The sequence below is a fragment of the Paraburkholderia polaris genome, assembly GCF_012927345.1.
Classification (GTDB): Bacteria; Pseudomonadota; Gammaproteobacteria; order Burkholderiales; family Burkholderiaceae; genus Paraburkholderia; species Paraburkholderia polaris.
Genome location: NZ_JABBGJ010000074.1, coordinates 1 through 24493, shown reverse-complemented (window position 1 = coordinate 24493; position 24493 = coordinate 1). Strand labels below are relative to the sequence as shown.

Sequence of the window (24493 nt, the reverse complement as noted above, 5' to 3'; positions counted from 1 at the left end):
TCGTGCAGTGGTACAACGAAGAGCACTGCCACAGCGGCCTGAAGTATGTGAGTCCGGGGCAGCGGCACCGCGGCGAAGCCGACGAGCTTCTGGCCCGACGGCGTGCGCTGTACGAAGACGCGCGCCTGCAGAACCCCGCACGCTGGTCAGGTGCCATCCGCAACTGGCACCTGACAGACGCGGTCTATCTGAACCCGGAGCGAACCCACGCCTCGGCCGGAATGTATAAGCACGCAGCGTAACGGTTCACGCGACAACTACCTTGACACACACCGGCGGCGGCAAAGAAAGTAAGTGCCGCCCCGCACAGGGGCGACGCTAATAAACCACTAGCAAATCAAGGAAAGGCCAACACCATAAGCGCGCAGAAAAAAAGCGCCACACAGGCAACCAAATTCAAGCAAAGCCCACCGCCATAGGCAAACAGAAAACCAGACAAACAAGCGCCGCACAGGCAAACAGCCCCCCCAAAGCGCCGAGCAGCCAAAAAACCCCCATAAAAACCCAAATTCTATGTGACCATACCCAAACCCAAACCCCAACCCGCACGGAGTGCAAAGGCAAAATGCAACAACCAGACCCACTCCATCCCCTGCGCCCCTTCCTGAAAAACTACGTGTGGGAACACGGCCACATCGGCACTCGCTACATCAACTGCGCCACCGGCGAAATCAGCTTCGATGACGGCAAAAAATCCCGCTTCGCGGCAGAAAAATACCTCTACGTCCCGCTAGACAAAGACGCCGCCGACGATCCACTGGCCACCGGCCCGTCAACCCAGGACGCCGCCCTCGCGCGCTTCCTGCGCGCCGCGCAACTCGGCAAACCCGAAGAAGCCGGCTCCGCCGCAGAAGTCCAACGCGCCGTCCACGATTGCGTCGACCTGGCGATCTTCAGCGCCTATCAGCACGACGCGCTGCAAGCAGTCGACCACTACACCCAGGAGGCCATGTTCGACGACGAAATCCGCGCGGCCCTCGTCGACGATATTCGCCGGGTTTACAGGCCAATGCGCGACCAACTCGCGCTATATGACTTCACCGTGCTGCATGGTCTGCCCACGCCACTTCTCTTCAGCGATTCGCCATTCATCGACTGGCGCGTGCGCGTCAAGCCGGCCATGCCGTTCGTCTCGCTGCCCCTCGGACCCTACGCATTGCTGGTCGGCACGCCGTCAGGCAGAACCAGCCGCGCCGCACCCGTCGCGTGGAAAACCGCCGTCTCGATGGGCGCGCTAAAGGATCACAATCGCCTGATGGTCGAGCGCGCCCGTCTGTGGATCGTGGCCACGAGCGACGATCAACTGGTGGCCATACAAGATCGCTTCAAGAAAGACGACGCATAACCAACGCCGCCCTGCATACCCTCACGCCTCGCGGCGTGGATGCGCTTCGAGCGCAAGCGAAAATGCCAGATGGCCGATTTCGATGCCCATGGTGTTGAACATCGGCAGCGCACGGAAGCCGCTCAGTTGCGCACGTTGCTCAGGGCTGCCGATATCAAGCCGCGCGAGCAGTTCGGCAACGGTCGCATACAGCACGCCGATGTTGCCGTCCTCCACCTTCACCGCAATACCGAGTGCACCGTCGGCGCCAAGCTGCGCGGTCTGCCGCGAAGCCCGCACGCCGATTGCGTAGCTGCCGTCGGCGCCGACCTTGCCGATCAGCGCGCCATCAAACGCCCGCATCAACGCGGTACAGAAGCGCCCCTCGCCTGCCACCCACTCCGGATGCGCCGCCATCGCACGATAGATGCGTGCGAGCGCACCGGTGCGTGGCGCAATGGAAGAAGATGCGGCAGAGGAAGCCGAAGTCTCGTCCTCCGCGGCAGCGAGCTTCGCGAACAGACGGGCAAGGCGGTCAAGGGCAAACGCCGGCGTCGGCAGGTTGCAACCGTCGATCGACCATTGCACCGCGTCGTCCGGCAAGTCGCATACGTCGGCGACGGTATGCTTCACGCGCACCTGCAGCGGATGCTCCGGCAGTTCATAACCACTAATCGCCGCGCCGATCGAACGCGCGCCGGCCAGCATGCCGGCGTGCTTGCCCGAACAATTGCTGCACACCGCATCCGGTTTGAAATCGCGCTTCAGCCAGTCGACATACACGGCGTCGGACAGCGGGGGATGGGCGCCGCAGCGCAGATCGGCTTCGCTGACCTGCGCCTTCGCCAGCATCTGCCGCGCGCGTTCGATGTGGCGCGGCTCGCTGCTGTGCGAGGCGCACATGAGTGCGAGGTCGGTTTCGTCGAAACCGAAACGCTCGAGCGCGCCTGTTTCCAGCACCGCCAGGGCCTGTGCGGGCTTCGCCGCGGAGCGCGCCAGCGTGATGCGCGACGGATCGCCAAATGAATACAGCAGGCGACCATCGGCCTGAACCACAGCGACATGGGCAATATGTGTGTTCTCGATCGCTTCGCCGCGATAGACAGTCGCCGCAATCGGCGAGGTTTCACGCAAAGTCATGTTCGTTCTCCTCCTGATCGCTTCAATCGTTGCGATCGCTATGAATATCGCTATGTATCATGATGACGCGAGCAATTCTACGTTCGTCTTTCGCTCACTCCAAATCGACGCTGTACGACTACGGTAAGCGAGCGAATCCCACGATGAATTGGACCGGTGCTTAAGCCGCTTCGTGAATATGCTCGACGAGATAATCGATCAGCGCCCTCACCTTCGGCGGTAAAAAACGGTTCGGCGGATACAACAGCCACACCGACCCTACGTAAGCGCGCGCTTCGAGATTCCAGTCGGACAGCACCTGCACGAGTTCGCCGCTTAGCAATGAATCGGTGGCGGCAAATTCAGGCAAGCTCGCGATGCCGAAATCCTGCTGCGCGGCTTCGAGCCGCGCGCCGGCATGATTGGCGATGTAACGCCCTTTCACATCCACAGTTTGCGTCTCCGTGCCGCGGCGAAAACGCCAGCGGTTGTCGTCGGCAGTCTCGCCGAGGTAGATGCAATCGTGCTTGAGGAGATCGCGTGGTTGCGCCGGTGTGCCGCGCTCGCGCAAATAAGCCGGCGATGCACCCAGCAGCCAGCGCACTGCGCCCAGTCTGCGTCCCGCGAGGCCTTGCGGTGGATGTTCGGTCAGACGGATCACCAGATCGACATCGTCGGCGAGCGGATCGACATCGTGATCCGTGAAAAGCAATTGCAGATCGACTTCGTCGTAGGCACGCAAGAAGCCGGGGATCAGCGGGTGAATCACGGTCTTCGCGAACGCGGTCGGCGCGCTCACGCTCACCTTGCCCTGCGGTCTGCCGGCCAGTTGCCCGGCGGCATCCACCGCGCCCGATGCGACGCTCACCATGTCGCGGCAAAAACGCGCCACCTGGGCACCCGATTCCGTGACCCGCACTGTGCGCGTGGACCGTTCGAGCAGGCGTGTCGCCAAGGCGTCCTCGAGGCGCTTGATCTGTCGGCTGACGGTAGACGGCGTACTGCCGAGCTGACGCGCGGCTACCGAAAAATTGCCGGCATCGACAACGCGCGCGAAAACCGCCATGTCCGGCAGCAAGGCGAAAAGGTCAGTTGGGTTCATCGTGAGGCGCCCACCGGGTTGAGCCGATTAATGCGTTTGTGACATAAATGCTATGCGCAGCAACCCGATTATCGCTCCGCAAGCAAAGTTCGACAATACGCGCTCATCTGCTCGAGGTCCGCCATGTCGAAACAAGAACGCCTGCTCCTGCTCTCCGATCTGATGTTGCTTGCGGTCGCCGTGGTCTGGGGCACCAGTTACGGCGTCGTCAAAAGCGCCCTCGTGTTCTATCCGGTGCTGGGCTTGCTGGCGATGCGCTTCGGCATCACCTTCGTGATCCTGTCGCCCACCTTGCGCCATTTGCGCGCCGCCAATGCCCGCACGCTGCGCGGCGTGCTGATCGCGGGCGCCCTGCTGCTCGGCATCTTTCTCTGCGAGACCTTCGGCATTCTGCTGACGCGCGCGGCCAACGCGGCGTTTCTGATCAGCTTGTGCGTGGTGCTGACGCCGCTCGTCGAATGGTGGCTGCTCAAGCGCAGGCCGAGCCGCATCGAATGGGCCGCGGTCGCGCTTTCGCTATTCGGCGCCTGGCTGCTGGCGGGGGATGGCGCGCTGAGCTTCAATCCCGGCGACGCGTTGATTCTGCTCGCCGCACTGCTGCGCGCGCTGAACGTGTGTGTGACTAAACGCGTGATGCGCGACTCCGCGTTGCCGCCTTTGTCGGTGACGGCGGTTCAGTCGGGTGTGGTGGCATTCGGCAGCGCGGCGGTGGCCGTGCTGTTTGCGCCGCAACAGTGGCAGCCTGTGCCGTCGCTCACTGGGCACGCCGTGTTCTGGGGCTACATCGGCTATCTGGTGATCGCGTGCACGCTGTTCGCGTTCTTCGCGCAAAACTTCGCGATCAAACGCAGCAGCCCGACGCGCGTGTCGTTGCTGATGGGCAGCGAACCTGCCTTCGGCGCGCTGTTCGCGTGCATCTGGTTAGGTGAACGGATTTCAACGGCCGCCTGGATCGGCGGCGCGTTGATCGTCGTGGCATCGATTCTCGCGACGGTGCGATGGACGGCGTTGCGTGTGAGCGCGGCGGGAGCTTAGCGAATTGAAGCAAGCCGCGCCGATCGCTGCACACGCACTTCCCGATTAGCGCGACGCGACCGCGCCCCGCTCGCTCACCACCTCGCCACGCTGCAACACATACTCGAGGCGCTCGCCCTGCCCGGTCAACACGCCGAGATCCTTGAGCGGGTTGCCGTCGACCACCAGCACGTCGGCGATTGCCCCGGCTTTGATGATGCCGAGCTTGCCGCTCCGGTCGACGATATCGGCCGCGATCGTAGTGGCCGAACGCAACGCTTCCAGATTGCCGAGAACGTCGGCACGAATGCGCAATTCGTCGCTCTGGAATGTGTGCATTTCGCCGAGCAGGTCCGAACCGAATCCCATCGGTACGCCGGCGTTCGCATAGATTTGCAATGAGTCGCGCCCCGCTTGCCGCACGGTTTCGATCTTGGCGATCGAATCGGCCGGCAAACCGTAATCGGCGCCATGTTTGGCCAACGCGTCGTAGGTGACCAGCGTGGGCACCACGAATGCGCCGTGCTCGCGCATCAGTTTCGCGGCGGCTTCGTCGACCAGATTGCCGTGCTCGATCGTGCGCACGCCGCAGCGAATCGCACGCGAAATCGCGCGGCCGGTGTAGGCATGCGCCATCACGTAGGTATTGGCCGCTTCCGCTTCGGCGACGATTGCGCGAATTTCGTCCTCGGAGTATTGCGTGTTGCTGATCGGATCGGTCGGCGAAGCGACGCCGCCGGACGCCATGATCTTGATCTGCGTTGCGCCCTTCTGAATCTCTTCACGCACGGCAAGTCGCACCGCATCCACACCGTCGACAACCCGCGCAATCGCCCCCGCACGAAAGGCGCACGAACACGGTTCGAGCACGTCGCCGCGCGGCCGGAAGTCGCCGTGGCCGCCGGTTTGCGACAACGCCTTGCCCGACGGGAAAATACGCGGCCCCGGAATCAATCCGCTTTCCAGCGCCTGCGTCAAACCCCAATCCGCGCCGCCCGCGTCGCGCACCGTCGTAAAGCCGCGGCCGAGCATCGCCTTCAGAATCGGCAGCGCGCGAATCGCGGTGAGGATATTCGGCTGCGTCGCATTCACACCGAGGTTCGCACGCGAAGCCAGCACGTGCACATGACAATCGATCAGGCCGGGCATCACTGTCTTGCCGCGCGCGTCGATCACGCGCGCATTCGGCAGATCGACAGGACGATCGGTGACTTCGACGATATGGCCGTTTTCGATCACGACATGATGATGTTCGAGCAACGTGCCTTGGGCCAGATCGAGTACATTGCCGCCGCTGATTACCGTAATGCTCATTGATATCTTCCTGACTTGATGAAGGAACCTATCCGGCTTTCGTTAGCCGGACGCGCTGCTTCAGGCGTGGCTGCGGCGCGGATCGCGCACATAGAACGTGCCGACGAGGCTGATCGCCGCGGCGATCATCACGTAGATTGCCGGCGCCATATTGCTGCCCGTCGACGCGATCAGCCACGTGATGAAGAACGGCGCGAAGCCGCCGAAAATCGTTACCGCAAAGTTGTACGCAACGGAGAGGCCCGTAGACAGCACCTTGGTCGGAAACAGTTCAGAGAACGCAGCGAGAATCGGGCCGGTGTAGATCGCGATCAGCAAGCCGAACACGCCCTGGAACACCATCAGCGAAGCAAGGCCTGGCGCGCGATTGATGTAAGCGAACATCGGCCATGCGAGCAGCAGGATCAATGCGGCGGCCCCTGACAGAAAGCGGCGACGGCCGAAGCGGTCAGCAAGCTTGCCAACCACCGGCGAGAAACACATGATCATTACGCCACCGAACATGCCGGCACGAAAGCCCGTCGATTGCGGCAAATGCAGCGTGCGCACCGAATACGTCGGCATATAGAACAGCAGCACGTAGGTGCACACCGTCCACAGAATCACCATCGAAAAGCTCGCGAACGTCTCGCGCGGAAAGCGGCGGAACACTTCCGCGAGCGGTGAATCGCTTTTTGCTTGCTCGGCAACCGCGCTGAACGCCGGCGTTTCGTCCATGCGGCTACGAATGAAGTAGCCGACCGGCCCGATCAGAATCCCGATCAGGAAGGGCATTCTCCAGCCCCACGAATGCAACGCATCGGCGCTCAGGCTTGCCGTCACGAATGTGCCGACCGCTGCGCCCAGCAGCACAGCAAAGCCAATGCTCGACTGAATCCAGCTCGAATAGAATGCGCGCTTGCCAGCCGGCGCATATTCAGTAAGAAACGCGGTGGCGGTGCCCATTTCGCCGCCGGCCGAAAAACCTTGCAGCAGCCGGGCAACCACGATCAGCACCGGCGCCCACAGACCGATCTGGTCATAGGTCGGCGCAAGGCCAATGAGTGCAGTGCCGGCCGCCATCAGCAGAATGGTCAGCGAGAGCGCCGCCTTTCGTCCCACTTTATCCGCATACACGCCGAGCACCATGCCACCCACCGGCCGCATGAAAAACCCCACGCCGAACGTCGCTACGGCAAGCAACAGCGAGGTCAGTTCATTACCGGTCGGAAAGAACAGCTTGGCGATGATCACCGCAAAAAAACTATAGACGGTGAAGTCGAACCACTCGAGCCCGTTGCCGAGCACAGTGGCGAGAATGGCGCGGCGCCGCTGCCGCGCGAGCGTATCCACGGATATCGCGACGTTGGATGAAAGCGTTCCTTGCATGGTCTCTTTCCTCATCAGGCTGCTTGTGCGGCTGCTCATGCGGCCGCTGCGTGGCTACGGGTGGGGCGGATCTGCCAGCAAGGCGACGCATCGGAATCGAGCGGCGCTTTCGCCTGCATAAAGCCGATCGTAGAGAGACCTGATTTGTTTTCGAAACGAAAGATTCGCATGCACGCATGCGCGTGGCGCATGCGAAAGACATTCAGGCGACGGACGCGTTGCTCGTCCCGGCTATCGGTTGGCCGTCCATCTGCCCGCTTGTCTGCGCCTCTGCCTGCTCGAAAAGCCAGCGAGTAAAGAGGCGCGCCGCCTGATTCTCCGCGCGATCGTTCGGCGATACGACGTAGTAGCCGCCACCGTGGCTCGCCGACGCTCGCGTGGCGCGCACCAGCAGGCCTTCGTTCAGACACGCATCGATCATGTGACGCCAGCCGAGCACGACGCCCTGGCCGAGAATCGCCATCTGCACGAGTTGCGGATAGTGATTGACGACGACCGACTGCGGCGAACCAGGCATCTGCACATTGTTGAGACGGAACCATTCGGGCCACGACATCCATTGCCGCTGACCGTCTTCCTGCATCAGCAATGTTTCATGCGCGAGATCGGCGGGTTCCAGCACGCGGCCGGCGAGATATCCGGGTGAACATACCGGGTACACGTCTTCGTCGAAAATGCGGCGGGCGGTGAAATGCGGCTCGGCGTGCTGGCGGATGTAGTACAGGCCCACGTCGAATTCCGCGGGCGACAGCGACGCAAGTCCGTCGCGCACGATCATCCGGATCTTCACGTTGGGATGGGCGGCGCGAAACGCGCCGAGGCGTGGCGTAAGCCACAACACCGCCACACCCGACGAACACGCGATCGTCAGCTCCAGATCGCCGTATCGCTTCATCACATCGAGCGTGGCTTCCGAGCAATTGGCGAGCAGCCACTGCACGTGCTTCGCGTAACGTTCGCCGGCGATCGTCAGACGTAGGGCGCGGTGCTCGCGCACGAAGAGCGAGCGGCCGAGGAAGTCTTCGAGCTGCGCGATCTGGCGGCTGACCGCGCTTTGCGTCAGATGCAGCTCTACAGCCGCTTTAGTGAAACTGGCATGGCGCACGGCCGATTCGAATGCGATCAGGCATTGAAGCGGGGGTAAAGGGGCGATCCGCATGATGAAGGTGGCCGAGTGAGGTTGCCACCATCATAGCGGGTCGAAGTGTGCGTCAAATCATGCGGGCGATGCTGCTCGTAACTGAGCGAGTTCGGCCTCCAGCGCCTCGATGCGCCGGTCCCGTTCTTCGAGCGCGGCAGCAACGTCCGCTGCTTCGAAACGCTGCGGAATATGCTTCGGACAGTTCACGTCCCAAGCATTGACGGTCATCACAATCGCCCGGTCGCCGCGCGCTTTGTACCCTTGGGGCATCAGCTTTGCCAGCAGTTCGGGATCGTCTTCAACCACGCGTGCCTCGCCCCAAAGCTTGACGCGCCGCCGGTGCGCGTAGTCGATCAGGAAGAGATAGGCCTTCGGGTTGTCGGCGAGATTGCCCAGCGTGATGTACTGGCGATTGCCGGCGAAATCGGCGAACGCTATCGTGCGGTCGTCGAGTACGTGCAGAAAACCCGCGGGGCCACCGCGATGCTGAATGTAGGGCTGGCCTTCATCGTTCGCGGTGGCGAAGAACACGCTCGTCTGCTGCTCGATGAAGCTCGCGACATCCGGCGTGATACGTGTCTGCCAGCCGCGTTCGGCTTCCATGTGCGCGTAGGCGTCACGTGAGCCATTGCGGGTCTGGATCGCCTTCACCGTTGGCGTGAAGGCGATGTCGCTCGGATACGGATACGGATACGGATATGGGTGTGGGTGTGGGTGGTTCATTGAACGGCTCCTATCTCACGGGTAACCCCGCAGGTGGCACGTTCAAGACTACCGGCTTCCATCTTTAAAGAGAACCCGGCGAAATCGGGAACCGTTCTTTCAAAAACTGAGAACATAAGCGCCGCGCTTTTTCCGCTCGCCACACCCGGCCTCCGAATCGGGCGCTTGCGGCACCTGAAGGCCCCCAGGCAGCGCGTTGGCTGCATCAATCAACTGCTCGGCGCCCACTCCTCTTCCCGCTCCAGCGAGCGCGTGCGCTTGAGCTCCGGAAAGAACCGCATCCACAGCAGAGCTACGGCGATCGTCGCGATGCCGCCTACCAGCACGGCCGGTTGCGCGCCCCACCACCCTGCCGTCACACCGGATTCGAATTCACCCAGTTGATTCGACGTCCCGATGAAAAGCGAGTTGACCGCGCTGACACGGCCCAGCATTTCGTCTGGCGTGCGCAGTTGCACGAGCGACAGGCGCACGACGACGCTAATGGTGTCCGATGCGCCCAGCACCATGAGTGCGAAAAGCGACACGAAGAAGTGATGCGACAAACCGAACACGACGGTGGCCGCGCCAAACGTGATCACCCCGCCAAACATCGCAGCGCCGGGCCGATTGCGCAGCGGGAAATGCGCGAGCCAGATAGTGCCCGCGAGCGCACCGATGGCGGTGCCCGAGCGCAGCAGGCCGAGACCGAGCGGTCCGGTGTGCAGGATATCGCGGGCGAAGACCGGCAACAGCGCCGTCGTGCCGCCGAACAGCACCGCGAACAGATCGAGCGACAGTGCGCCGAGTATCACGGGCTCCTTGCGGATAAAAGCGATACCCGAGAACACCGACTCGAGCGTCACCGGCGCGCGGCTCGCCGGCTTGGCCTGCAACGGGATGGCCCACACGGAGACGGCGGCGGCCGCGAACGACAGCGTGCATGCGAGATAGGCCGCGCCCGGCCCGATGCCATAAAGCAGGCCCCCCAATGCCGGACCCGCGATCTGCGCGGATTGATTCGCGGAGGTGGCCCATGCCGTGGCTTTGGGCAATTGCCCGCGTGGCACGACGCCCGGCAACAGCGAGGCAACCGCAGGTGATTCGAAGGCGCGGGCCGCGCCCACGCATGCGGCCAGCACATAGATGACCGGCGCGCTGATCCAGCCGCCGAAGGTGCCGACGGCGAATAACAACGCAGCGACGCTTTCGAGGCTTTGGCAGATAGCAGCGATCCGGCGACGGTCGTAGCGATCGGCGACGTGGCCGACCACGAGCGTCAGCACGAACATCGGCAGGAATTGGGCGAGGCCGACGAGGCCCAGTGCGAAGGCGCTATGCGTTAGCGCGTAGATGTGCCAGCCCATTGCCACGGCGAGCATCTGGAACGACAGCGATGAGAGGATACGGGTACACCAGAAACGCTGGAATGCGGGGTGTTTCGGCAAACTGAATGCAGGGCCGCCGGTGGGATCGGCTGGGGCTGGGGACATTGGTTTCTTGCTCTCTACTAGGCTGGCTTGGGCGGCAGGTAGTGTAGAGCAAGTTTTGAAATACCGCGCGAACGGCCGCGTTAATGCTGACCGGCGTTCAGCAGCATCCAGTTTTGCGTGCGCGGCTCGCCTGCGAGAATGCGAACAAACGCCGCACCGCATCGTGTGCAGGTGTAATGCTGCTCCGCTCTCACATCCTTCACCGCCCCGGCTCCGACCAAGGTCAGCGTGCCGTGTGGGTCAACCGTCGAGGACTGTCCGTAAAGGTCAGCGCATGACGTGCAGGGCTGAATCCAAAGTTTCATTTTGAGCACATTGAGCGATGATCAGCCGTTGCCGGCACCCCACCCGCCTTCGGGAATCATATCGACGCGCCGCTTGCCTTCGACATACCCAGCCTCGCGGGCTTCTTCTTCACTGCGAAAAGTGGCGACAAGGTCCTCAAAGCGAATGCTCTGCCCAGCGACGTGAGCATCGGCACCGTGGCGACAGATATACGCCGAGTAGTGCCACAAGGTGGTTGGAGCCCGCGGACCGTATGCAAGGATCGGAAGGACCCAGACTTCGTATCCGTTGTGCTCGATCTTGTCCCACATGGCAGTCTCCATTCGGATTTTTGATGAAATCGTATGCAGGTGCCGCGGCATGAAAGTCGGGAGCGCGAGACCATACCGGCGCTTTTTCAGACCTGCGGAAGATCGTCAATGGACTTTTCGACACTCCCGTCGGGTTCCTCCGTGTCGATTCCATCAGGGCCGTTGGTGTGCGCGACGACCTTTATTTTCGGACCCAGAAATCTCACACCGCCGAGGGTAAAAAGGGACCAACCTACGTCTCCCGCATGGATCGCTTTAACCACCTCGGCCACCTCGACTACCGTGGTCGGGGACAGCCAGTCATGCGTCCTCAGGTCGACGGGAGCCCAACGCACGTGCGTGACACGATCAGTTGCAGGGTTAATGCGTACGCCGTCGATAGCAAACGTAGTCATATCCACCTCCATCATCCTGACAAAGGAATCTCAGTATTATGCACCGCTTCTTTTCTGGTCTTCGCCCGCCCCGAGGAAACGGCTTACGTCCCATTAATGAAGCGCGAACAACCTCCCCAGATGAGGCTCGCAATCCTCCACACCGGCGAGGCGCAACGCGTGCCAGGCCATCGCGAAGTTGCTCGATATCACGGGCTTGCCGATCCTTGCCTCGAGTTCTGGAATAAGCCCGGCGATGCGCAGACTCGTGCAAGACACGAACACCGCGTCCACGTCGGCGTTCTGTGCAAGGTGCTCGACGGCGGCTCGCAGAGACGCCGCGTCAATCCGCGCAACTTCGTTGTCGTTCGCATGCTCGAACGACGCCATACGCGTGACTCCCACACCCCGCGTCTCGATGTAGTCGCGCATCGTGTCGTTGATCGCACGCACATAGGGCGTCAACAGCGCGGCGCGCTGGACGCCGAGCGCGCGCAACGCAGCGAGCGCAGCGGTGATCGGCGTGGTGCATGCGACGCCCGGACGCGCTTCGTGGATGCGCGCGAACACCTTTTCCTCGCCGATCACCATCGCTGCCGACGTGCAGCCAAACGCCACGACATCGATCCGCTCGCCAGGGCGAATCAGCGCCACCGCCGCTGCAATGCGTGCCTCCATTTCCATCAGCCGTTCAGGCGTGATGTCCGGCGAGTTGTACACGCGGCTTTCGTAGAACGCGACGCCATCCTGCGTCAGCAGCTTGCGCCATTCGTGTTCGATCGTATGATCGGTGGCGAGTACCACGAGACCAATGGCGGCACGCCGGCAGATGCCGTCGTCCAGCGCGAAATCGAGTCTTGCGTAGGCGTCGTCCTGTCGTGCACTCGTGCTCATTTCAGTGTCATCCCTGTCATGTCGATCTCGGGTTGGCGACCGGCCATGATGTCGACCAGCAGTTTCGCGGTGCCGCACGACATCGTCCACCCCATGTGTCCGTGCCCGGTGTTCAGATACAGATTCCGGTGACGCGTGCGGCCGATCAGCGGCGTACCCTCTGGCGTCATCGGGCGCAGACCGGCCCAGTAGGACGGACTGTCATAGTCGGCGCCGTCGGGGAACAACTCGCGTGCGGCCTGCAGCATGGTCGTGAAATCGGCGGGGGTGTGGCGGGTGTCATAGCCGGCGAATTCCGCGGTTGCAGTAAAACGGAGCCGCTGGCCAAACCGCGCCCAAGCAACAAGGTTGTTCTCATCGACGCCGCCAAGATCCGGCGGACGGTGATCCGGCCCGACCGGAAAAGTGGCCGAGTAGCCCTTTACCGGATACACCGGTAGCCGATAACCCAGGCCACGCGCAACAATCGGCGACCAGGAACCGAGCGCCAGGACGAACTCGTCACCGCGCACGAGTCCCGCCGGCGTATGCACGCCGACTATCTGGTCGCCTGACGCCTCTATTCCACTGATCGGCGTATCGAATTCGAAACGTACGCCAAGGCGCTCGCATGCCGTCTTCAACGCGCGGGTGAACAGGTGCGCATCGCCGCTTTCGTCGGTGGGGCAATAGATTGCGCCGGCAATCCGGTCTCGCGCAGCGCCAAGCGCGGGTTCCCGTGCGACAACCTGTGCCGCATCGAGCGTTTTGAGCGGCAAGCCGTTGTCTTTGAGGATCGACATGTTCTGCGTGCCGCGCGCAAAAGACGCTTCGTCGCGATAGAGATACAACAGGCCGCGGCTGAGACGGTCGTATTGCAGGTGCTCCGCAGCAGTCAGTTGTTGCAGTTGCGTCTGTGCGTAGCGGCACAGCGTGACTTTGCGCGTCGTGTTCACACGGGAGCGCTCCGCCGTGCAGTTTCGCAGGAACTGGAGGCACCAGATCCACATGTGCGGGTCGGCGTTGAGCTTGAGCCGCAGCGCCTGCCCTTCGACGAAGAGCGACTTCAGCAGGATTTTCGGCGCACGCGGAGAGGCCCATGTATACGAATGCCCCGGCGCCACCAACCCGGCGTTGGCAAAACTGGTCTCGAGCGCGACGCCCGGCTGGCGGTCGATCACCGTCACCTCGCGCCCCTCTTTCGCGAGGTACCAGGCGGCCGTGACGCCTGCGATTCCGCCCCCCAGCACGACGCTTTTCATGCGTGACTCCCCTACCCATCGTTCAAATATAGCGCTGCCGGCACGTTGGATGGTGGTTTATACGCGGATACCCTATCCCGTCCAATGTGCGGCGAGACCTATCATGAAAGGAGCACTTTCGTAACGGCGCCGCGACGAACCTGCCGGACCAGCCATTGATTCAGCAGATCATGCATTGGACGCGAACGCGCGTTTTCGTCCGTTTTCTGATGTCACCGGTCTATCCGCGTGGCGGATCGCTTCGATCCCTTTCACAATAAGGAGTCACTAACATGATTGCTCAGAAGAATGGCACGCCTGACGCGGCCCGCGTCTTGCGGCGAACGACAATCGCGGCCATGGCCGCTCTGGCCGTGCTCGCCGGCGCGGTCCCCGGCTCGGCGCGAAGCCAGGGCGCCACGATCAAGATCGGCGTGCCCGTGCCGCTGTCGGGCAGCAGCGCCAATGCCGGCCAGGACATCGTCAATGGCGCCAAGCTGGCCGCCGCCAAAATCAACGCGGCCGGCGGCGTGCTGGGCAAGCAGATCGAGCTTGTGCCGGAAGACGACGCCTGCGACGCGCAGACTGCGGTCCAGGCGGCGCAGAAACTTGTCGACGCGGGCGTTGTCGCGGTAGCAGGCGGTTACTGCTCCAGCGCGGCGCTGCCGGAATTGACGACCTTTCACCGTGTCGGGATTCCCTACGTGATGGACGCGTCGACCAATCCCAAACTGACCGAGATGGGCTACGAAAACGTGTTCCGCACGATCGGCCGTGACGACGAGCAGGGCCCGTTTGCGGCCAACTTCATCAAGAACTTCCTGCACGCAAAACGTGCGGCGGTCATTAACGACAACACGACCTATTCCAAGGGCCTCGCCGACAACACGGTGGAAGCCCTGAAGAAGAACGGTGTCGATGTCGTCTACGACGATGCGATCACGCCCGGCCAGATGGACTACTCGCCGACGTTGACCCATGTCGCTTCACTGAAGCCGGACGTTATCTACTACACCGGCTATTTCGCCGAAGCCGGCCTGATGGTGAAGGAGGCGCGGCAACTGGGCCTGAAGATGACGCTGATGGGCGGCGACGCCACCAACGACCCCACGCTGATGAAAACAGCCGGCCCCGCGGCCGACGACATGGTCATCACCACGGCGCCACTGGCGCAGTTCCTGAGCGCCGCGCACGGCTATGTCGACGACTATACGAAGGCCTATGGGCAAGGCCCCGGCCCCTATTCGGTCTACGAATACGACGCCGTCGGGGTCACCGCAAAGGCGATCGCGAACGCAAAATCGACGGCGCCCGCGGCGGTCAGTGCTGCTCTGCACAAGATCTCTGGCTATCAGGGCGTGACCGGGACGATCAGCTTCAACCCGAAAGGTGACCGCAGCAACGCGGTGTATATCGTGATCACCGTGCGCGGCGGCAATTTCACGCCTTACCAGCGGCTTGATTCAGGCGGACACTGGGTGGCGATGAAATAGGTCCTGGCGAGCGCCGGGCCCGGCCATGAGCACCTTTTTCCAGTTCGTCATCGAAGGGCTGACGACCGGCTCTTTCTATGCCCTCGTCGCCCTCGGCTACACGATGGTCTACGGGATCATCCGGCTGATCAACTTCGCTCACGGCGACTTGTTCATGGTCGGTGCGTTCGTCGGCTGGACCGCTTTGACGGGGCTCGCCGCGGCGCACCTGCCGCTCGCCCTGGCGCTGCTGATTGCGTTCGTCGCTTCCATGGCAGTCACTGGCGCCCTTGGCCTCGCCATCGAGCGGCTCGCTTATCAGCCGCTGTTGCGCGCGCCGCGGCTGTCAATTCTGATCACGGCGCTCGGCGTTTCTCTCGCGCTGGAGAACGGCGTGCTGCTGATCTACGGCGCCGGCTTCGACACCTATCCGCACGTGCTCAGCCAGGCAGGATTGGATCTGCTCGGCGTGCGGGTCAGCTTCACACAGATAGGCATCATCGTGGCGAGCCTCGCACTGATGCTGGCGCTGTATTTCTTCGTCCATCACACGTTCCTCGGCACGGCAATGCGCGCGCTGGCGATCGATCAGGACGCGGCTCGTCTGATGGGCGTCAATGTCGAGCGGCTGATCCAGCTGACCTTCCTGCTAGGTTCGGTGCTGGCCGCCGTCGCAGGGGTCATGGAGGGGCTCTATTACACGCAGATCAATTTCTTCATGGGCTTCGTGCTGGGTCTTCGTGCTTTCACCGCCGCCGTTCTCGGCGGCATCGGCAACATTCCAGGTGCGATGGCCGGCGGCATCCTGATCGGCCTGCTCGAGGCCTTCGGCGCCGGCTATGTCTCGTCGCAGTGGACCGACGTGCTGGTGTTCGGCGTGCTGATCGGTGTGCTCGTGATCAAGCCGACCGGCTTGTTCGGCGAACGCGTCGTCGAGAGAATGTAGGCCATGGGCGCGACGCAAGCTTCAGCGCGTTGGCGCCGCCCTGCGGCCGGCGCAGGTCTTCTCGTCGCCGCCATGGCGCTGCCGGCTGTCGCCAGCAGCTATATCGTCGATGTCGGCCTGACCATCGCCACCTATTCGATCCTCGGCCTTGGACTGAATATCGTAGTCGGCTACGCAGGGCTGCTGGATCTGGGCTATGCAGCCTTCTTTGCCATCGGCGCCTACACGACGGCGCTGCTGGAAACACTGCTGCACTTCTCGTTCTGGGAAACGCTGCCGTTCAGCCTCGCGTTTGCCGGCGCGTCGGGCATCGTCATCGGCTACCCCACCCTGCGCCTGCGCAGCGACTACCTGGCAATCGTCACGCTTGGGTTCGGCGAGATCACGCGCATCGTTGCCACCAACCTTCGGATTACGGGCGGCCCGAACGGCATCTACGGGATCGACAGCCCCAGCCTGTTCGGTTACGAGATCAGTTCGCCCCGTGCGGTCTACGAACTGGGCATCGCGTTCCTCGTGCTGGTGCTCGTGTTCGCGATCCGGCTCGGCCAGTCGCGGCTCGGCCGCGCCTGGACCAGCATCCGCGAGGACGAGGCGGCGGCTGAGGCCGTAGGCGTGCCGACGCTACGCGTCAAACTGCTTGCCTACGTTATGGGTGCATTGATCGGCGGTTTTGGCGGCAGCCTGTTCGCGGCGCGCTTCGGGACGATCGACCCGACCGGTTTCACCTATCTGCAGTCCGTCACGATCCTGATCATCGTCGTGCTTGGCGGTCGAGGGAGCATTCCTGGCGTGATACTCGGCGCCGTCATCGTTGCCGGCCTGCCCGAGATGCTGCGTTTCCTCAACCTTTGGCGCATCTTCGGGTTCGCGATCGGGCTGGTGATCCTGATGCTGCTCCGGCCGCAAGGCCTGTGGCCTGCGCCGCTGCGCCGCGTGGCGCCGCCACGCGAGGGCGCCGGCGTCGCCAAGCCCGCGCCCCGGGAGACCGTCACCGATGAAATCCTGCTCGAGGTGCGCAACATGCAGCGGCGCTTTGGCGGGGTGCTGGCGGTCGGCGGCGTCAGCTTCACAGTGAAGAGCGGGGAGATTCTCAGCCTGATCGGCCCGAACGGCGCCGGCAAGACCACGGTGTTCAACTGCCTCACCGGTGTAACCCGTCCGACCGGCGGTCAGGTTCTCTGGCGCGGCGCCTCGCTGGTTGGCGGAGCACCGCATCGGATCGTCCACCGCGGCATGGCGCGCACCTTCCAGGGGATCCGCCTGTTTGCCAACATGACAGCCTTCGAGAACGTGCTGATCGGCATGGACCATCGGCTCCGAACGCAGCTGATCGCCGAACTGCTTGCGCTGCCCTCCGCACGTTCCGAGGCGGCCGATCACGCGACAGAGGGTCTCGGCTGGCTCAGCTTCGTCGGCCTCGGCGCCCGGGCAGGCGAGCGCGCGGCCGACCTGCCCTATGGCGATCAGCGGCGGCTGGAGATCGCACGTGCGCTCGCCAGCAACCCGCACCTCCTGCTGCTGGACGAACCGGCAGCGGGAATGAATCCGACCGAGAAGCACGCGCTGATGGAATTGATCCGGCGGATTCGGGATCTCGGCGTGACGGTGCTGCTGATCGAGCACGACATGATGCTGGTGATGGGCGTGTCGGACCGGATCATCGTCATGGACCATGGCGTCATCATCGCCGAGGGTCCGCCAGGCGAGATCCAGGCCGATCCGCGTGTGATTGACGCCTATCTCGGTACAGCCGGAATAGACGAAGCGGCTGACGATGCCAACGGGGAGAAATCGCTGTGGGACTCCTAGAAATCCGCGATCTGCGCGTGAGCTATGGGAACGTAGAGGTTCTGCATGGCATCTCGCTAGACGTCGCGGAAGGTGAGATCGTGGCCTTGCTCGGCAGCAACGGGGCGGGCAAGACCACGACGCTACGCGCCATTTCCGGCCTGATTCGCCCACGTGCTGGACAGATCGTGATGGCCGGGAACCTGCTTACCGGACTACGGGCCCACCAGATCGTGGCCCTGGGTCTCGGTCATGTGCCGGAAGGCCGTCGCATGTTCGGGGCGCTGACAGTGGCGGAAAATCTGCGGCTCGGCGGTTATCTGATCCGGGCCGATGGCGCTTTGCTGGAGCAGCGGATGACGGAGGTCTATCAGACTTTCCCGCGTCTCGGCGAGCGACGCAGCCAGTTGGCGGGCACGCTCAGCGGCGGCGAACAACAGATGCTGGCAATCGCACGCGCCCTGATGCTGCGGCCTCGCGTTGTCGTGCTGGACGAACCGTCCATGGGATTGGCACCGAAGCTGGTCAGGGTGATCTTCGGCATGATTGCCGACATCTGCAATCAAGGCACCTCGATCCTTCTCGTCGAGCAGAACGCACGTCAGGCACTGCGTATCGCTCATCGGGCTTATGTGCTGGAAAGCGGCCGCATCGCGCTAGCTGGTCCGGCCCGGGAGCTTGCGCAGGATAGCCGGGTGCGTGCGGCGTATCTGGGTGGGAGTGCCGTGGCGACGGAGTGACAAAGCAAAAATGCGCCATGGGGAATGGGTCATTGCGCTAGTCGCCGCGCGAAAATCGCGCGGCTTGATGCTAGATCGGGCGGATGCCGTACCAAACCAGGGCAGGCACTTCACGCGCAATAGAATAGATGTCCCGCACTTCCCAGAATAGGGGGTACGCACCACTAACGTTGCGCACACCAAAACGCCGAAGCGCGAGCATCGTTCTCGGAAGATGAAAATACTGCGTCACCACCACCGCACTCGACCATCCATGGTTCCGCATGAACTCGCTTGCATTACGTGCGGTAGACCAAGTGTCGTTTCCCGCTCGATCAACTACGATGTTGTCGGACGGAACGCCAAGGCGCACAAGATAGGCACGCATCGCCATCGCCTCATCCGCGCCGGATGCCTCAATGCCGCCGCTCACAAAGAGGATTTCGCATTGCCGTTGCTCATAGCACTGGAAGGCCCTGTCCAGCGTTGCCGCCAACCTCGGTGACGGCCTGCCATCACGATCTACCGTGTTTCCCAGTACGACGGCAACGTCTGCAGGGCGCGGCCGCGAAAATAGCCCCGCCGAAGCCAGCACTGCACCTGCCAGCAACCACAGGCACGCAATGATCTTCAAATATTTCAAATCAGGGCCCTCGTCATTTATACGAGACCGGCAATGTAGCTGTTAAAGTTTCGTCACTGCACCGATCCAACCGCAACATGCGTCTTTTCAAAATTAGCTCCCTCGCCATCGGCGGTGCGCTCGCGCTAATTCTCCTGACATCGCGTACACGTAGCCCGCCGACAACCTCGCCATGCAGCGACGCCTGGTTCAACCACATCGAACGTTACTATTTCTCGACCGAGCGTGAAAACAGCTTCGGAGACCTCATCGGGCTAGACTATGCCGCCGATGACGGCTCAAAGTGGCTCGACTACATCGAGGCAAAAGCGGGCATGCCGCACCCGCCCGGCGGAACGCGCAAAGATGCACGGTGCCGTCTGATACAGAATGGCCTTGTATCTCGCACCTACGTCATTAACGATCTGACCGGGTGGGTGTTTTCATTTGCTCGGCGCTGAAAACCCAAGTTCGGATCGCAGCGACTTCACGATCGCCATTCCAAGATTACCAGGACAAGCTCGCCCTTTACCGTTAGTGAGCATCTGATATTCGCGGTGACCGCCTAGACGCGTGATGTTGAAAAACTCCTTCAGCACCTCTGACAAAACTCGCAGCGCCTTTACCTGCGGCTCCGTCGGCTGATCGTGCCTGACAACCACCCCATCAACGAATATCTGGGGCAACGCCCTTATTCGTTGCCCCAGCGTCATATCCTTGTATTCCTGTTCATAAGCCTCACCAGCTTCCACAAGGTCCGCAAGAAGAACAATGCCGATCTTGCCAGTATTGCCTTCGCTAACGTGTTCACCAACATAGCGAATATCGCGGCCTTCGTAGATTTCGCCTCGGCATGAAACCGCGTAGTGATACGCCTATGTCATCGAACGGTATCGACCGCCCCATATCTTCACGCGGCGCGCGCTGTATTTCCTGAATTGACGGTGCGCCACAAGAATAGCTGCGGCCAGCGTGGTGGAAGACAACAGTCCCAGATTCGGGAGAGTTCCGTTTTTGGTACTGTTCGGCGATGCAATGCAGTGGGACGCACGGCAACGCGTGCAACGAGGATGCTTGAAGGAATGCTTGGAGCATCCCCGAAGGACGTGCCTAGGATGTGCTTAGCAACTGCCTAGCAAGTGCTCACGAATGCTTCCGTTGGAGTTGTTTGCTAGTACGCTCTGTCCCAAACGTTTGAACGTCTCGACTACATGCGAAGGGCTTGTTGCGTGAGCGTCATGTCCTGCATCAGTGATGCGCCAATAGCCGTGGCCAATTGCGACAGCCAGCCCTCTGTCACCGAGAAGTGAGAGATGATGCTTATCGTGTCGACGGCGAGCTGAGGATGCGTTTTCACGCGCGCAGCGCCGATCGCATCACTGTCCTCGTAGCCTTGTTTGCTCGCCTTGAGGAGAGCCGAAATCGTCCGCAGAAGTTCTTAGTCTCGCTTCATTCTTCTACCCCCGGTTTCTTGTACCGCCGGTTGTAGTTGAGGATGTAGCTTAACTCAGCGCAAACGATGACCGAGAGGCGTAGCAACGGAGAAAGTGGGTGCTCTCGCCAAAGTTAGCTGTTAGCGTCGGCCTAGGTGGCGCGCGAAAACAACGCTTTATCGATTGGCGGGTTCTTAGGCGGGTATAAATGAAAACAGGCCCGAAAGGCCTGTTTTCATTGGAATTCTGGCGGAGAGACGGGGATTCGAACCCCGGATAGGTTATTAACCTATACACGCTTTCCAGGCGTGCGACTTAAACCGCTCATCCATCTCTCCGGCGGGGAGCCGAATTATAGCAAACTTCGCGCCCTGCGCCATACCCATGCGCAAACCCGCCTAAGGATGCCGGATGTAGTCCACCAGCGCCCTCGTATAAGCGTCCGGTTTCCGGTCCACCAGACTCACCCCGATCGCCACCAGAAACCCCGCCGGCACGCCGAACACGCCTGAGCTGATCGGCTCGATCCCGAACCACCTCGCCCCCGTGAAGCCCGTCATCTGCGTGAAGAATGGATACGTCGACACGATGTAGTAAATGCACACCACCAGTCCCGCCACCATGCCCGCCACCGCCCCAAGCCGCGTGGTGCGCTTCCAGAACACGCCCAGCACCAGTACCGGAAACAGGCTCGAAGCCGCCAGCGAAAACGCCGCGCCCACCAGAAACAGAATATTCCCCGTATTTAGCGACGCCACATACGAGGCGAACAACGCTACCCCCAACAACAGAATCTTCGAGATCGTCACGCGCCGCTGGCTCGATGCCGTCGGATCGACCATGTGATAGTAGACGTCGTGCGATAAGGCGTTGGCGATCGTCAGCAGCAAACCATCCGCAGTCGAGAGCGCCGCAGCCAGCGCACCGGCTGCGATCAGCCCGGACATCACATACGGCAGCCCCGCGATCTCGGGCGCGGCGAGCACCACCATATCCGGCTGCATCTGGATCTCACTCCAGCGCACAATGCCGTCGCCATTCGTATCGGCAAGGCTGATCAAACTCGGCTCGACCTTGCGCCACTGCGTGAGCCACTGCGGCAAATCGGCAAAGTGATGGCCGACCAGGTTGGTCAATATCTCGTACTTGATCAACACAGCCAGCACGGGCACCGTCAGATAGAACAGCGCGACAAAGAATAACGTCCAGCCGACCGAGCGTCGTGCGGACGCCACCGAGGTCGTCGTGTTGTAGCGCGTCAGGATGTGCGGCAGGCTCGCTGTGCCAAGCGACAGGCACAGCAGCAACGACAGGAAATTGCGTTCATGGGTGCGCCGGTCTTCTTCGCTCGTCACGGGAAACGGCTCGTGCATCGGCACCGGCGCGGCCGCGCGCATCAGCATCTCGTCGCGGCGTTGGGTCCAGACAATCTGTGCGGCGGCGGCATCGCGTGGAAACTGTTCCAGCGCCCGCTCCTGCTCCTTGATCTCGCGCAGCGGGCCGTTGTGGCGCCGCAAGTCTGCGACTTCCTGCGTGAGGCGCAGCTTCTCGTCAACGAACGATTGCGGCAACGTATCGAGCCGCGTCTGCATCAGCGCTGCGCGCCGCCGATAGTCGTCGCGTACGGTCTGCTCAAGCGGCGCCTCGCGCACCTGCTTCTCCAGGCCTTCGACGCGCTCCATCAAGCGCCCGTAGTTGAACTGCGGCACCCAGCCAAGGCCGTCCTTATGCGCGATCATCGACACGGGAATCAGAATCGCCGCGATCAGGATGATGTATTGCGCGACCTGGGTCCATGTCACGGCACGCATGCCGCCCAGAAACGAGCACACGAGAATGCCCGCGAGTCCGCAGAAAATGCCGACCGCGAAATCCACGCCGATAAAACGCGCCGCAATCAAGCCGACGCCCTGAATCTGCGCGACCAGATAAACGAACGAGCACAGGATCGCCGCTAACGCAGCGAGTCCACGCACCGCGTTGCTCGAAAAGCGCGTGCCGAGAAAGTCAGGAATCGTGTAGCGCGCGAGCTTGCGCACGTACGGCGCGAGCAGAAATGCGACGAGGCAATAGCCGCCGGTCCAACCCATCAGATACGCGAGACCGTCATATCCGGTCACATAGATCGACCCGGCGAGGCCGATGAACGATGCTGCGGACAACCAGTCGGCCGCAGTCGCCATGCCGTTAAAGAAGGACGGCACGCGCCGCCCGGCCACGTAATATTCGACGAGGTCGGACGTGCGCGACAGCAACCCGATCACCGCATACACCGCGATCGGCACGAACAGGAACACATAGCCGATCCACACACCCGGGCCGGTGGTCCGCTCGATGCGCCACATCACGTAGATGAATAGCAGGAAGCCGAGCGTATAGAGCGCGTATGAGCGGATCAGCCGGTTCGTGAGCTTCATCGGCTCAGCTTCCGCGCGCGGTGGGCGCGGTGGAATCGGCACGGGTGCTGGCATCAGCACCAGAACTAGCGTCCACATCGAAAGCACGTTGCAGACGGCGGTCGGCGCGCTGCATCAGCACGATATAAACGACGATCAACGCGACGTAGATCAGAATCGCCCCTTGGGCACCGAAGTAGAACGGCAACCTGAAGCCGATGAAGCGCACTGGGTCCAACGCCGGCGCCACCAGCGGCAAAACGAACGACACCACGAAGCCCAGCGTCATCAACGTCGCGATCAACGCAAGATTGAAGCGCCAGTACTTCTGATGCGCGCGCGCCATCGCTGCCGAGACCGGAGGGGGTTCGGGCGTGGGATTGAGCGTAGCGTGAGAGGTGTGGTGCGGCGCGGCCATGCGCCTATGTATCAAAAAGCCACCGGGCAGGCAATCGGGATTGTCCGCGCGGTGGCTTTAACAGTCTGACGCGAGTGGTCAATACCTGGGTCCGCTCAAGGGCACATGATTCGACATGTCCTTGCTGCAAACCCAGGCAAACCTAAGCTCAGAGCGACTCGCCGAGCTGATCGAGAATCGCCGGGTTCTCCAGCGTGGACACGTCCTGGGTGATTTCCTCGCCCTTCGCGAGCGAGCGCAACAGGCGGCGCATGATCTTGCCCGAACGCGTCTTCGGCAGGTTCTCGCCGAAGCGGATGTCCTTCGGTTTGGCGATCGGACCGATCTCCTTGGCGACCCAGTTGCGCAGTTCGTTGGCGAGCTTCACCGCTTCTTCGCCTTCAGGACGCGCGCGCTTGAGTACTACGAACGCGCACACGGCTTCGCCGGTGGTCGCATCTGGACGGCCGACCACGGCCGCTTCAGCCACGATCGGGTTCGACACCAGCGCCGACTCGATCTCCATCGTGCCGAGACGGTGGCCGGACACGTTGAGCACGTCGTCGATGCGGCCCATGATCGTGAAGTAGCCGGTTTCCTTGTCGCGTACCGCGCCGTCGCCGGCGAGATACAGCTTGCCGCCGAGTTCTTCGGGGAAATAGCTCTTCTTGTAGCGGTCCGGATCGCCCCACACGTTGCGCAGCATCGACGGCCACGGACGCTTCACCACCAGAATGCCGCCCTGCCCGTTCGGCACGTCCTGGCCGGTTTCGTCGACGACCGCTGCCATGATGCCAGGCAGCGGCAGCGTGCACGAACCCGGCACCAGCGGCGTGGCGCCCGGCAACGGCGTGATCATGTGGCCGCCGGTTTCGGTTTGCCACCACGTATCGACAATCGGGCAACGGCCGCCGCCGACGTTCTCGTGATACCAGACCCACGCTTCCGGATTGATCGGCTCACCGACCGTGCCGATGATACGCAGCGTCGACAGGTCGTAGCTCTTCGGATGCACTTTCTCGTCCGCTTCGGCGGACTTGATCAGCGAGCGGATCG

At 62.1% G+C, this 24493-nt stretch carries 24 protein-coding genes, 1 tRNA gene and 1 pseudogene; 8 read left to right on the top strand and 18 right to left on the bottom strand.

Annotated elements, in window-relative coordinates:
- Positions 1 to 242 (top strand): annotated as a pseudogene (locus HHL24_RS40845) (IS3 family transposase); the annotation flags it as partial.
- Positions 243 to 565: 323 nt separating this feature from the next.
- Positions 566 to 1345 (top strand): hypothetical protein, encoded by a 780-nt coding sequence (locus HHL24_RS40840; RefSeq protein ID WP_169490956.1) that lies wholly within the window; start codon positions 566 to 568, stop codon positions 1343 to 1345.
- Between the two features lie 21 nt (positions 1346 to 1366).
- Here the strand turns inward: HHL24_RS40840 and HHL24_RS40835 are convergent, their stop codons facing one another.
- Both HHL24_RS40835 and HHL24_RS40830 read right to left on the bottom strand, forming a co-directional pair.
- Positions 1367 to 2464: an asparaginase gene (locus HHL24_RS40835; RefSeq protein ID WP_169490955.1), complete on the bottom strand. Its 1098-nt coding sequence runs from the start codon at positions 2462 to 2464 to the stop codon at positions 1367 to 1369.
- Positions 2465 to 2624: 160 nt separating this feature from the next.
- Positions 2625 to 3545: a LysR family transcriptional regulator gene (locus HHL24_RS40830; RefSeq protein WP_169490954.1), complete on the bottom strand. Its 921-nt coding sequence runs from the start codon at positions 3543 to 3545 to the stop codon at positions 2625 to 2627.
- A gap of 123 nt (positions 3546 to 3668) precedes the next feature.
- Here HHL24_RS40830 and HHL24_RS40825 point away from each other — a divergent pair, with 123 nt between their 5' ends.
- Positions 3669 to 4580 (top strand): DMT family transporter, encoded by a 912-nt coding sequence (locus tag HHL24_RS40825; RefSeq protein WP_169490953.1) that lies wholly within the window; start codon positions 3669 to 3671, stop codon positions 4578 to 4580.
- Between the two features lie 45 nt (positions 4581 to 4625).
- On the opposite strand, the gene HHL24_RS40820 is transcribed toward HHL24_RS40825, so the two are convergent.
- The 9 genes from HHL24_RS40820 to HHL24_RS40780 form a co-directional block, all read right to left on the bottom strand.
- Positions 4626 to 5873 (bottom strand): metal-dependent hydrolase family protein, encoded by a 1248-nt coding sequence (locus tag HHL24_RS40820; protein ID WP_169490952.1) that lies wholly within the window; start codon positions 5871 to 5873, stop codon positions 4626 to 4628.
- Positions 5874 to 5933: 60 nt separating this feature from the next.
- Complete coding sequence (locus HHL24_RS40815; RefSeq protein ID WP_169490951.1) at positions 5934 to 7241, bottom strand: MFS transporter; 1308 nt, start codon at positions 7239 to 7241, stop codon at positions 5934 to 5936.
- Positions 7242 to 7443: 202 nt separating this feature from the next.
- Complete coding sequence (locus tag HHL24_RS40810) at positions 7444 to 8400, bottom strand: LysR substrate-binding domain-containing protein (protein WP_169490950.1); 957 nt, start codon at positions 8398 to 8400, stop codon at positions 7444 to 7446.
- Between the two features lie 57 nt (positions 8401 to 8457).
- Positions 8458 to 9105, bottom strand: a complete 648-nt coding sequence (locus tag HHL24_RS40805; RefSeq protein WP_169490949.1) for a pyridoxamine 5'-phosphate oxidase family protein — start codon at positions 9103 to 9105, stop codon at positions 8458 to 8460.
- 209 nt (positions 9106 to 9314) lie between these two features.
- Positions 9315 to 10577: an MFS transporter gene (locus HHL24_RS40800; RefSeq protein WP_169490948.1), complete on the bottom strand. Its 1263-nt coding sequence runs from the start codon at positions 10575 to 10577 to the stop codon at positions 9315 to 9317.
- A gap of 326 nt (positions 10578 to 10903) precedes the next feature.
- Positions 10904 to 11173, bottom strand: coding sequence for a hypothetical protein (locus HHL24_RS40795; RefSeq protein WP_169490947.1), 270 nt, complete (start codon positions 11171 to 11173; stop codon positions 10904 to 10906).
- A gap of 86 nt (positions 11174 to 11259) precedes the next feature.
- Entirely contained in the window at positions 11260 to 11568 is a 309-nt protein-coding gene (locus tag HHL24_RS40790; protein WP_169490946.1) for a hypothetical protein, read from the bottom strand.
- Positions 11569 to 11661: 93 nt separating this feature from the next.
- Positions 11662 to 12441, bottom strand: coding sequence for a maleate cis-trans isomerase family protein (locus HHL24_RS40785; protein WP_169490945.1), 780 nt, complete (start codon positions 12439 to 12441; stop codon positions 11662 to 11664).
- Positions 12438 to 13682 carry a D-amino acid dehydrogenase gene (locus HHL24_RS40780; protein ID WP_169490944.1) on the bottom strand — a complete coding sequence of 415 codons (1245 nt, stop codon included), beginning with the start codon at positions 13680 to 13682 and terminating at the stop codon, positions 12438 to 12440. The genes HHL24_RS40785 and HHL24_RS40780 overlap by 4 nt, the downstream gene beginning before the upstream one ends.
- 338 nt (positions 13683 to 14020) lie before the next feature.
- Here HHL24_RS40780 and HHL24_RS40775 point away from each other — a divergent pair, with 338 nt between their 5' ends.
- Genes HHL24_RS40775 through HHL24_RS40760 form a run of 4 tightly spaced genes read left to right on the top strand, consistent with a single transcriptional unit; the run spans position 14021 to position 18610 of the window.
- Positions 14021 to 15154: a branched-chain amino acid ABC transporter substrate-binding protein gene (locus HHL24_RS40775; RefSeq protein ID WP_230417791.1), complete on the top strand. Its 1134-nt coding sequence runs from the start codon at positions 14021 to 14023 to the stop codon at positions 15152 to 15154.
- A 25-nt stretch (positions 15155 to 15179) separates the two neighbouring features.
- Positions 15180 to 16079: a branched-chain amino acid ABC transporter permease gene (locus HHL24_RS40770; protein ID WP_169490942.1), complete on the top strand. Its 900-nt coding sequence runs from the start codon at positions 15180 to 15182 to the stop codon at positions 16077 to 16079.
- 3 nt (positions 16080 to 16082) lie between these two features.
- Positions 16083 to 17891 carry a branched-chain amino acid ABC transporter ATP-binding protein/permease gene (locus HHL24_RS40765; protein ID WP_169490941.1) on the top strand — a complete coding sequence of 603 codons (1809 nt, stop codon included), beginning with the start codon at positions 16083 to 16085 and terminating at the stop codon, positions 17889 to 17891.
- Positions 17879 to 18610, top strand: coding sequence for an ABC transporter ATP-binding protein (locus HHL24_RS40760; protein ID WP_169490940.1), 732 nt, complete (start codon positions 17879 to 17881; stop codon positions 18608 to 18610). The genes HHL24_RS40765 and HHL24_RS40760 overlap by 13 nt, the downstream gene beginning before the upstream one ends.
- 70 nt (positions 18611 to 18680) lie before the next feature.
- Here HHL24_RS40760 and HHL24_RS40755 read toward each other — a convergent pair whose 3' ends face one another.
- Positions 18681 to 19232, bottom strand: coding sequence for a YdcF family protein (locus HHL24_RS40755; RefSeq protein WP_169490939.1), 552 nt, complete (start codon positions 19230 to 19232; stop codon positions 18681 to 18683).
- Between the two features lie 77 nt (positions 19233 to 19309).
- Between HHL24_RS40755 and HHL24_RS40750 the strand changes: the two genes are divergently transcribed.
- Positions 19310 to 19672 carry a hypothetical protein gene (locus HHL24_RS40750; protein ID WP_169490938.1) on the top strand — a complete coding sequence of 121 codons (363 nt, stop codon included), beginning with the start codon at positions 19310 to 19312 and terminating at the stop codon, positions 19670 to 19672.
- Here HHL24_RS40750 and HHL24_RS40745 read toward each other — a convergent pair.
- The 6 genes from HHL24_RS40745 to HHL24_RS40720 form a co-directional block, all read right to left on the bottom strand.
- The gene (locus HHL24_RS40745; protein ID WP_329606827.1) at positions 19655 to 20035 is read right to left on the bottom strand and encodes a hypothetical protein; all 381 of its coding nucleotides are present in this window, start codon (positions 20033 to 20035) and stop codon (positions 19655 to 19657) included. The genes HHL24_RS40750 and HHL24_RS40745 overlap by 18 nt on opposite strands.
- Positions 20036 to 20418: 383 nt before the next feature.
- Positions 20419 to 20568: a hypothetical protein gene (locus HHL24_RS40740; protein WP_169490937.1), complete on the bottom strand. Its 150-nt coding sequence runs from the start codon at positions 20566 to 20568 to the stop codon at positions 20419 to 20421.
- A 323-nt stretch (positions 20569 to 20891) separates the two neighbouring features.
- Positions 20892 to 20982 (bottom strand) — tRNA-Ser (locus tag HHL24_RS40735).
- 60 nt (positions 20983 to 21042) lie between these two features.
- A complete protein-coding gene (locus HHL24_RS40730) occupies positions 21043 to 23061 on the bottom strand; it encodes a sodium:solute symporter family protein (RefSeq protein ID WP_169490936.1) in 2019 nt (672 codons plus the stop codon).
- Between the two features lie 4 nt (positions 23062 to 23065).
- A complete protein-coding gene (locus HHL24_RS40725) occupies positions 23066 to 23458 on the bottom strand; it encodes a DUF4212 domain-containing protein (protein WP_169490935.1) in 393 nt (130 codons plus the stop codon).
- 148 nt (positions 23459 to 23606) lie between these two features.
- The coding region (locus tag HHL24_RS40720) for an AMP-binding enzyme (RefSeq protein ID WP_169490934.1) at positions 23607 to 24493 on the bottom strand (887 nt) is incomplete at its 5' end.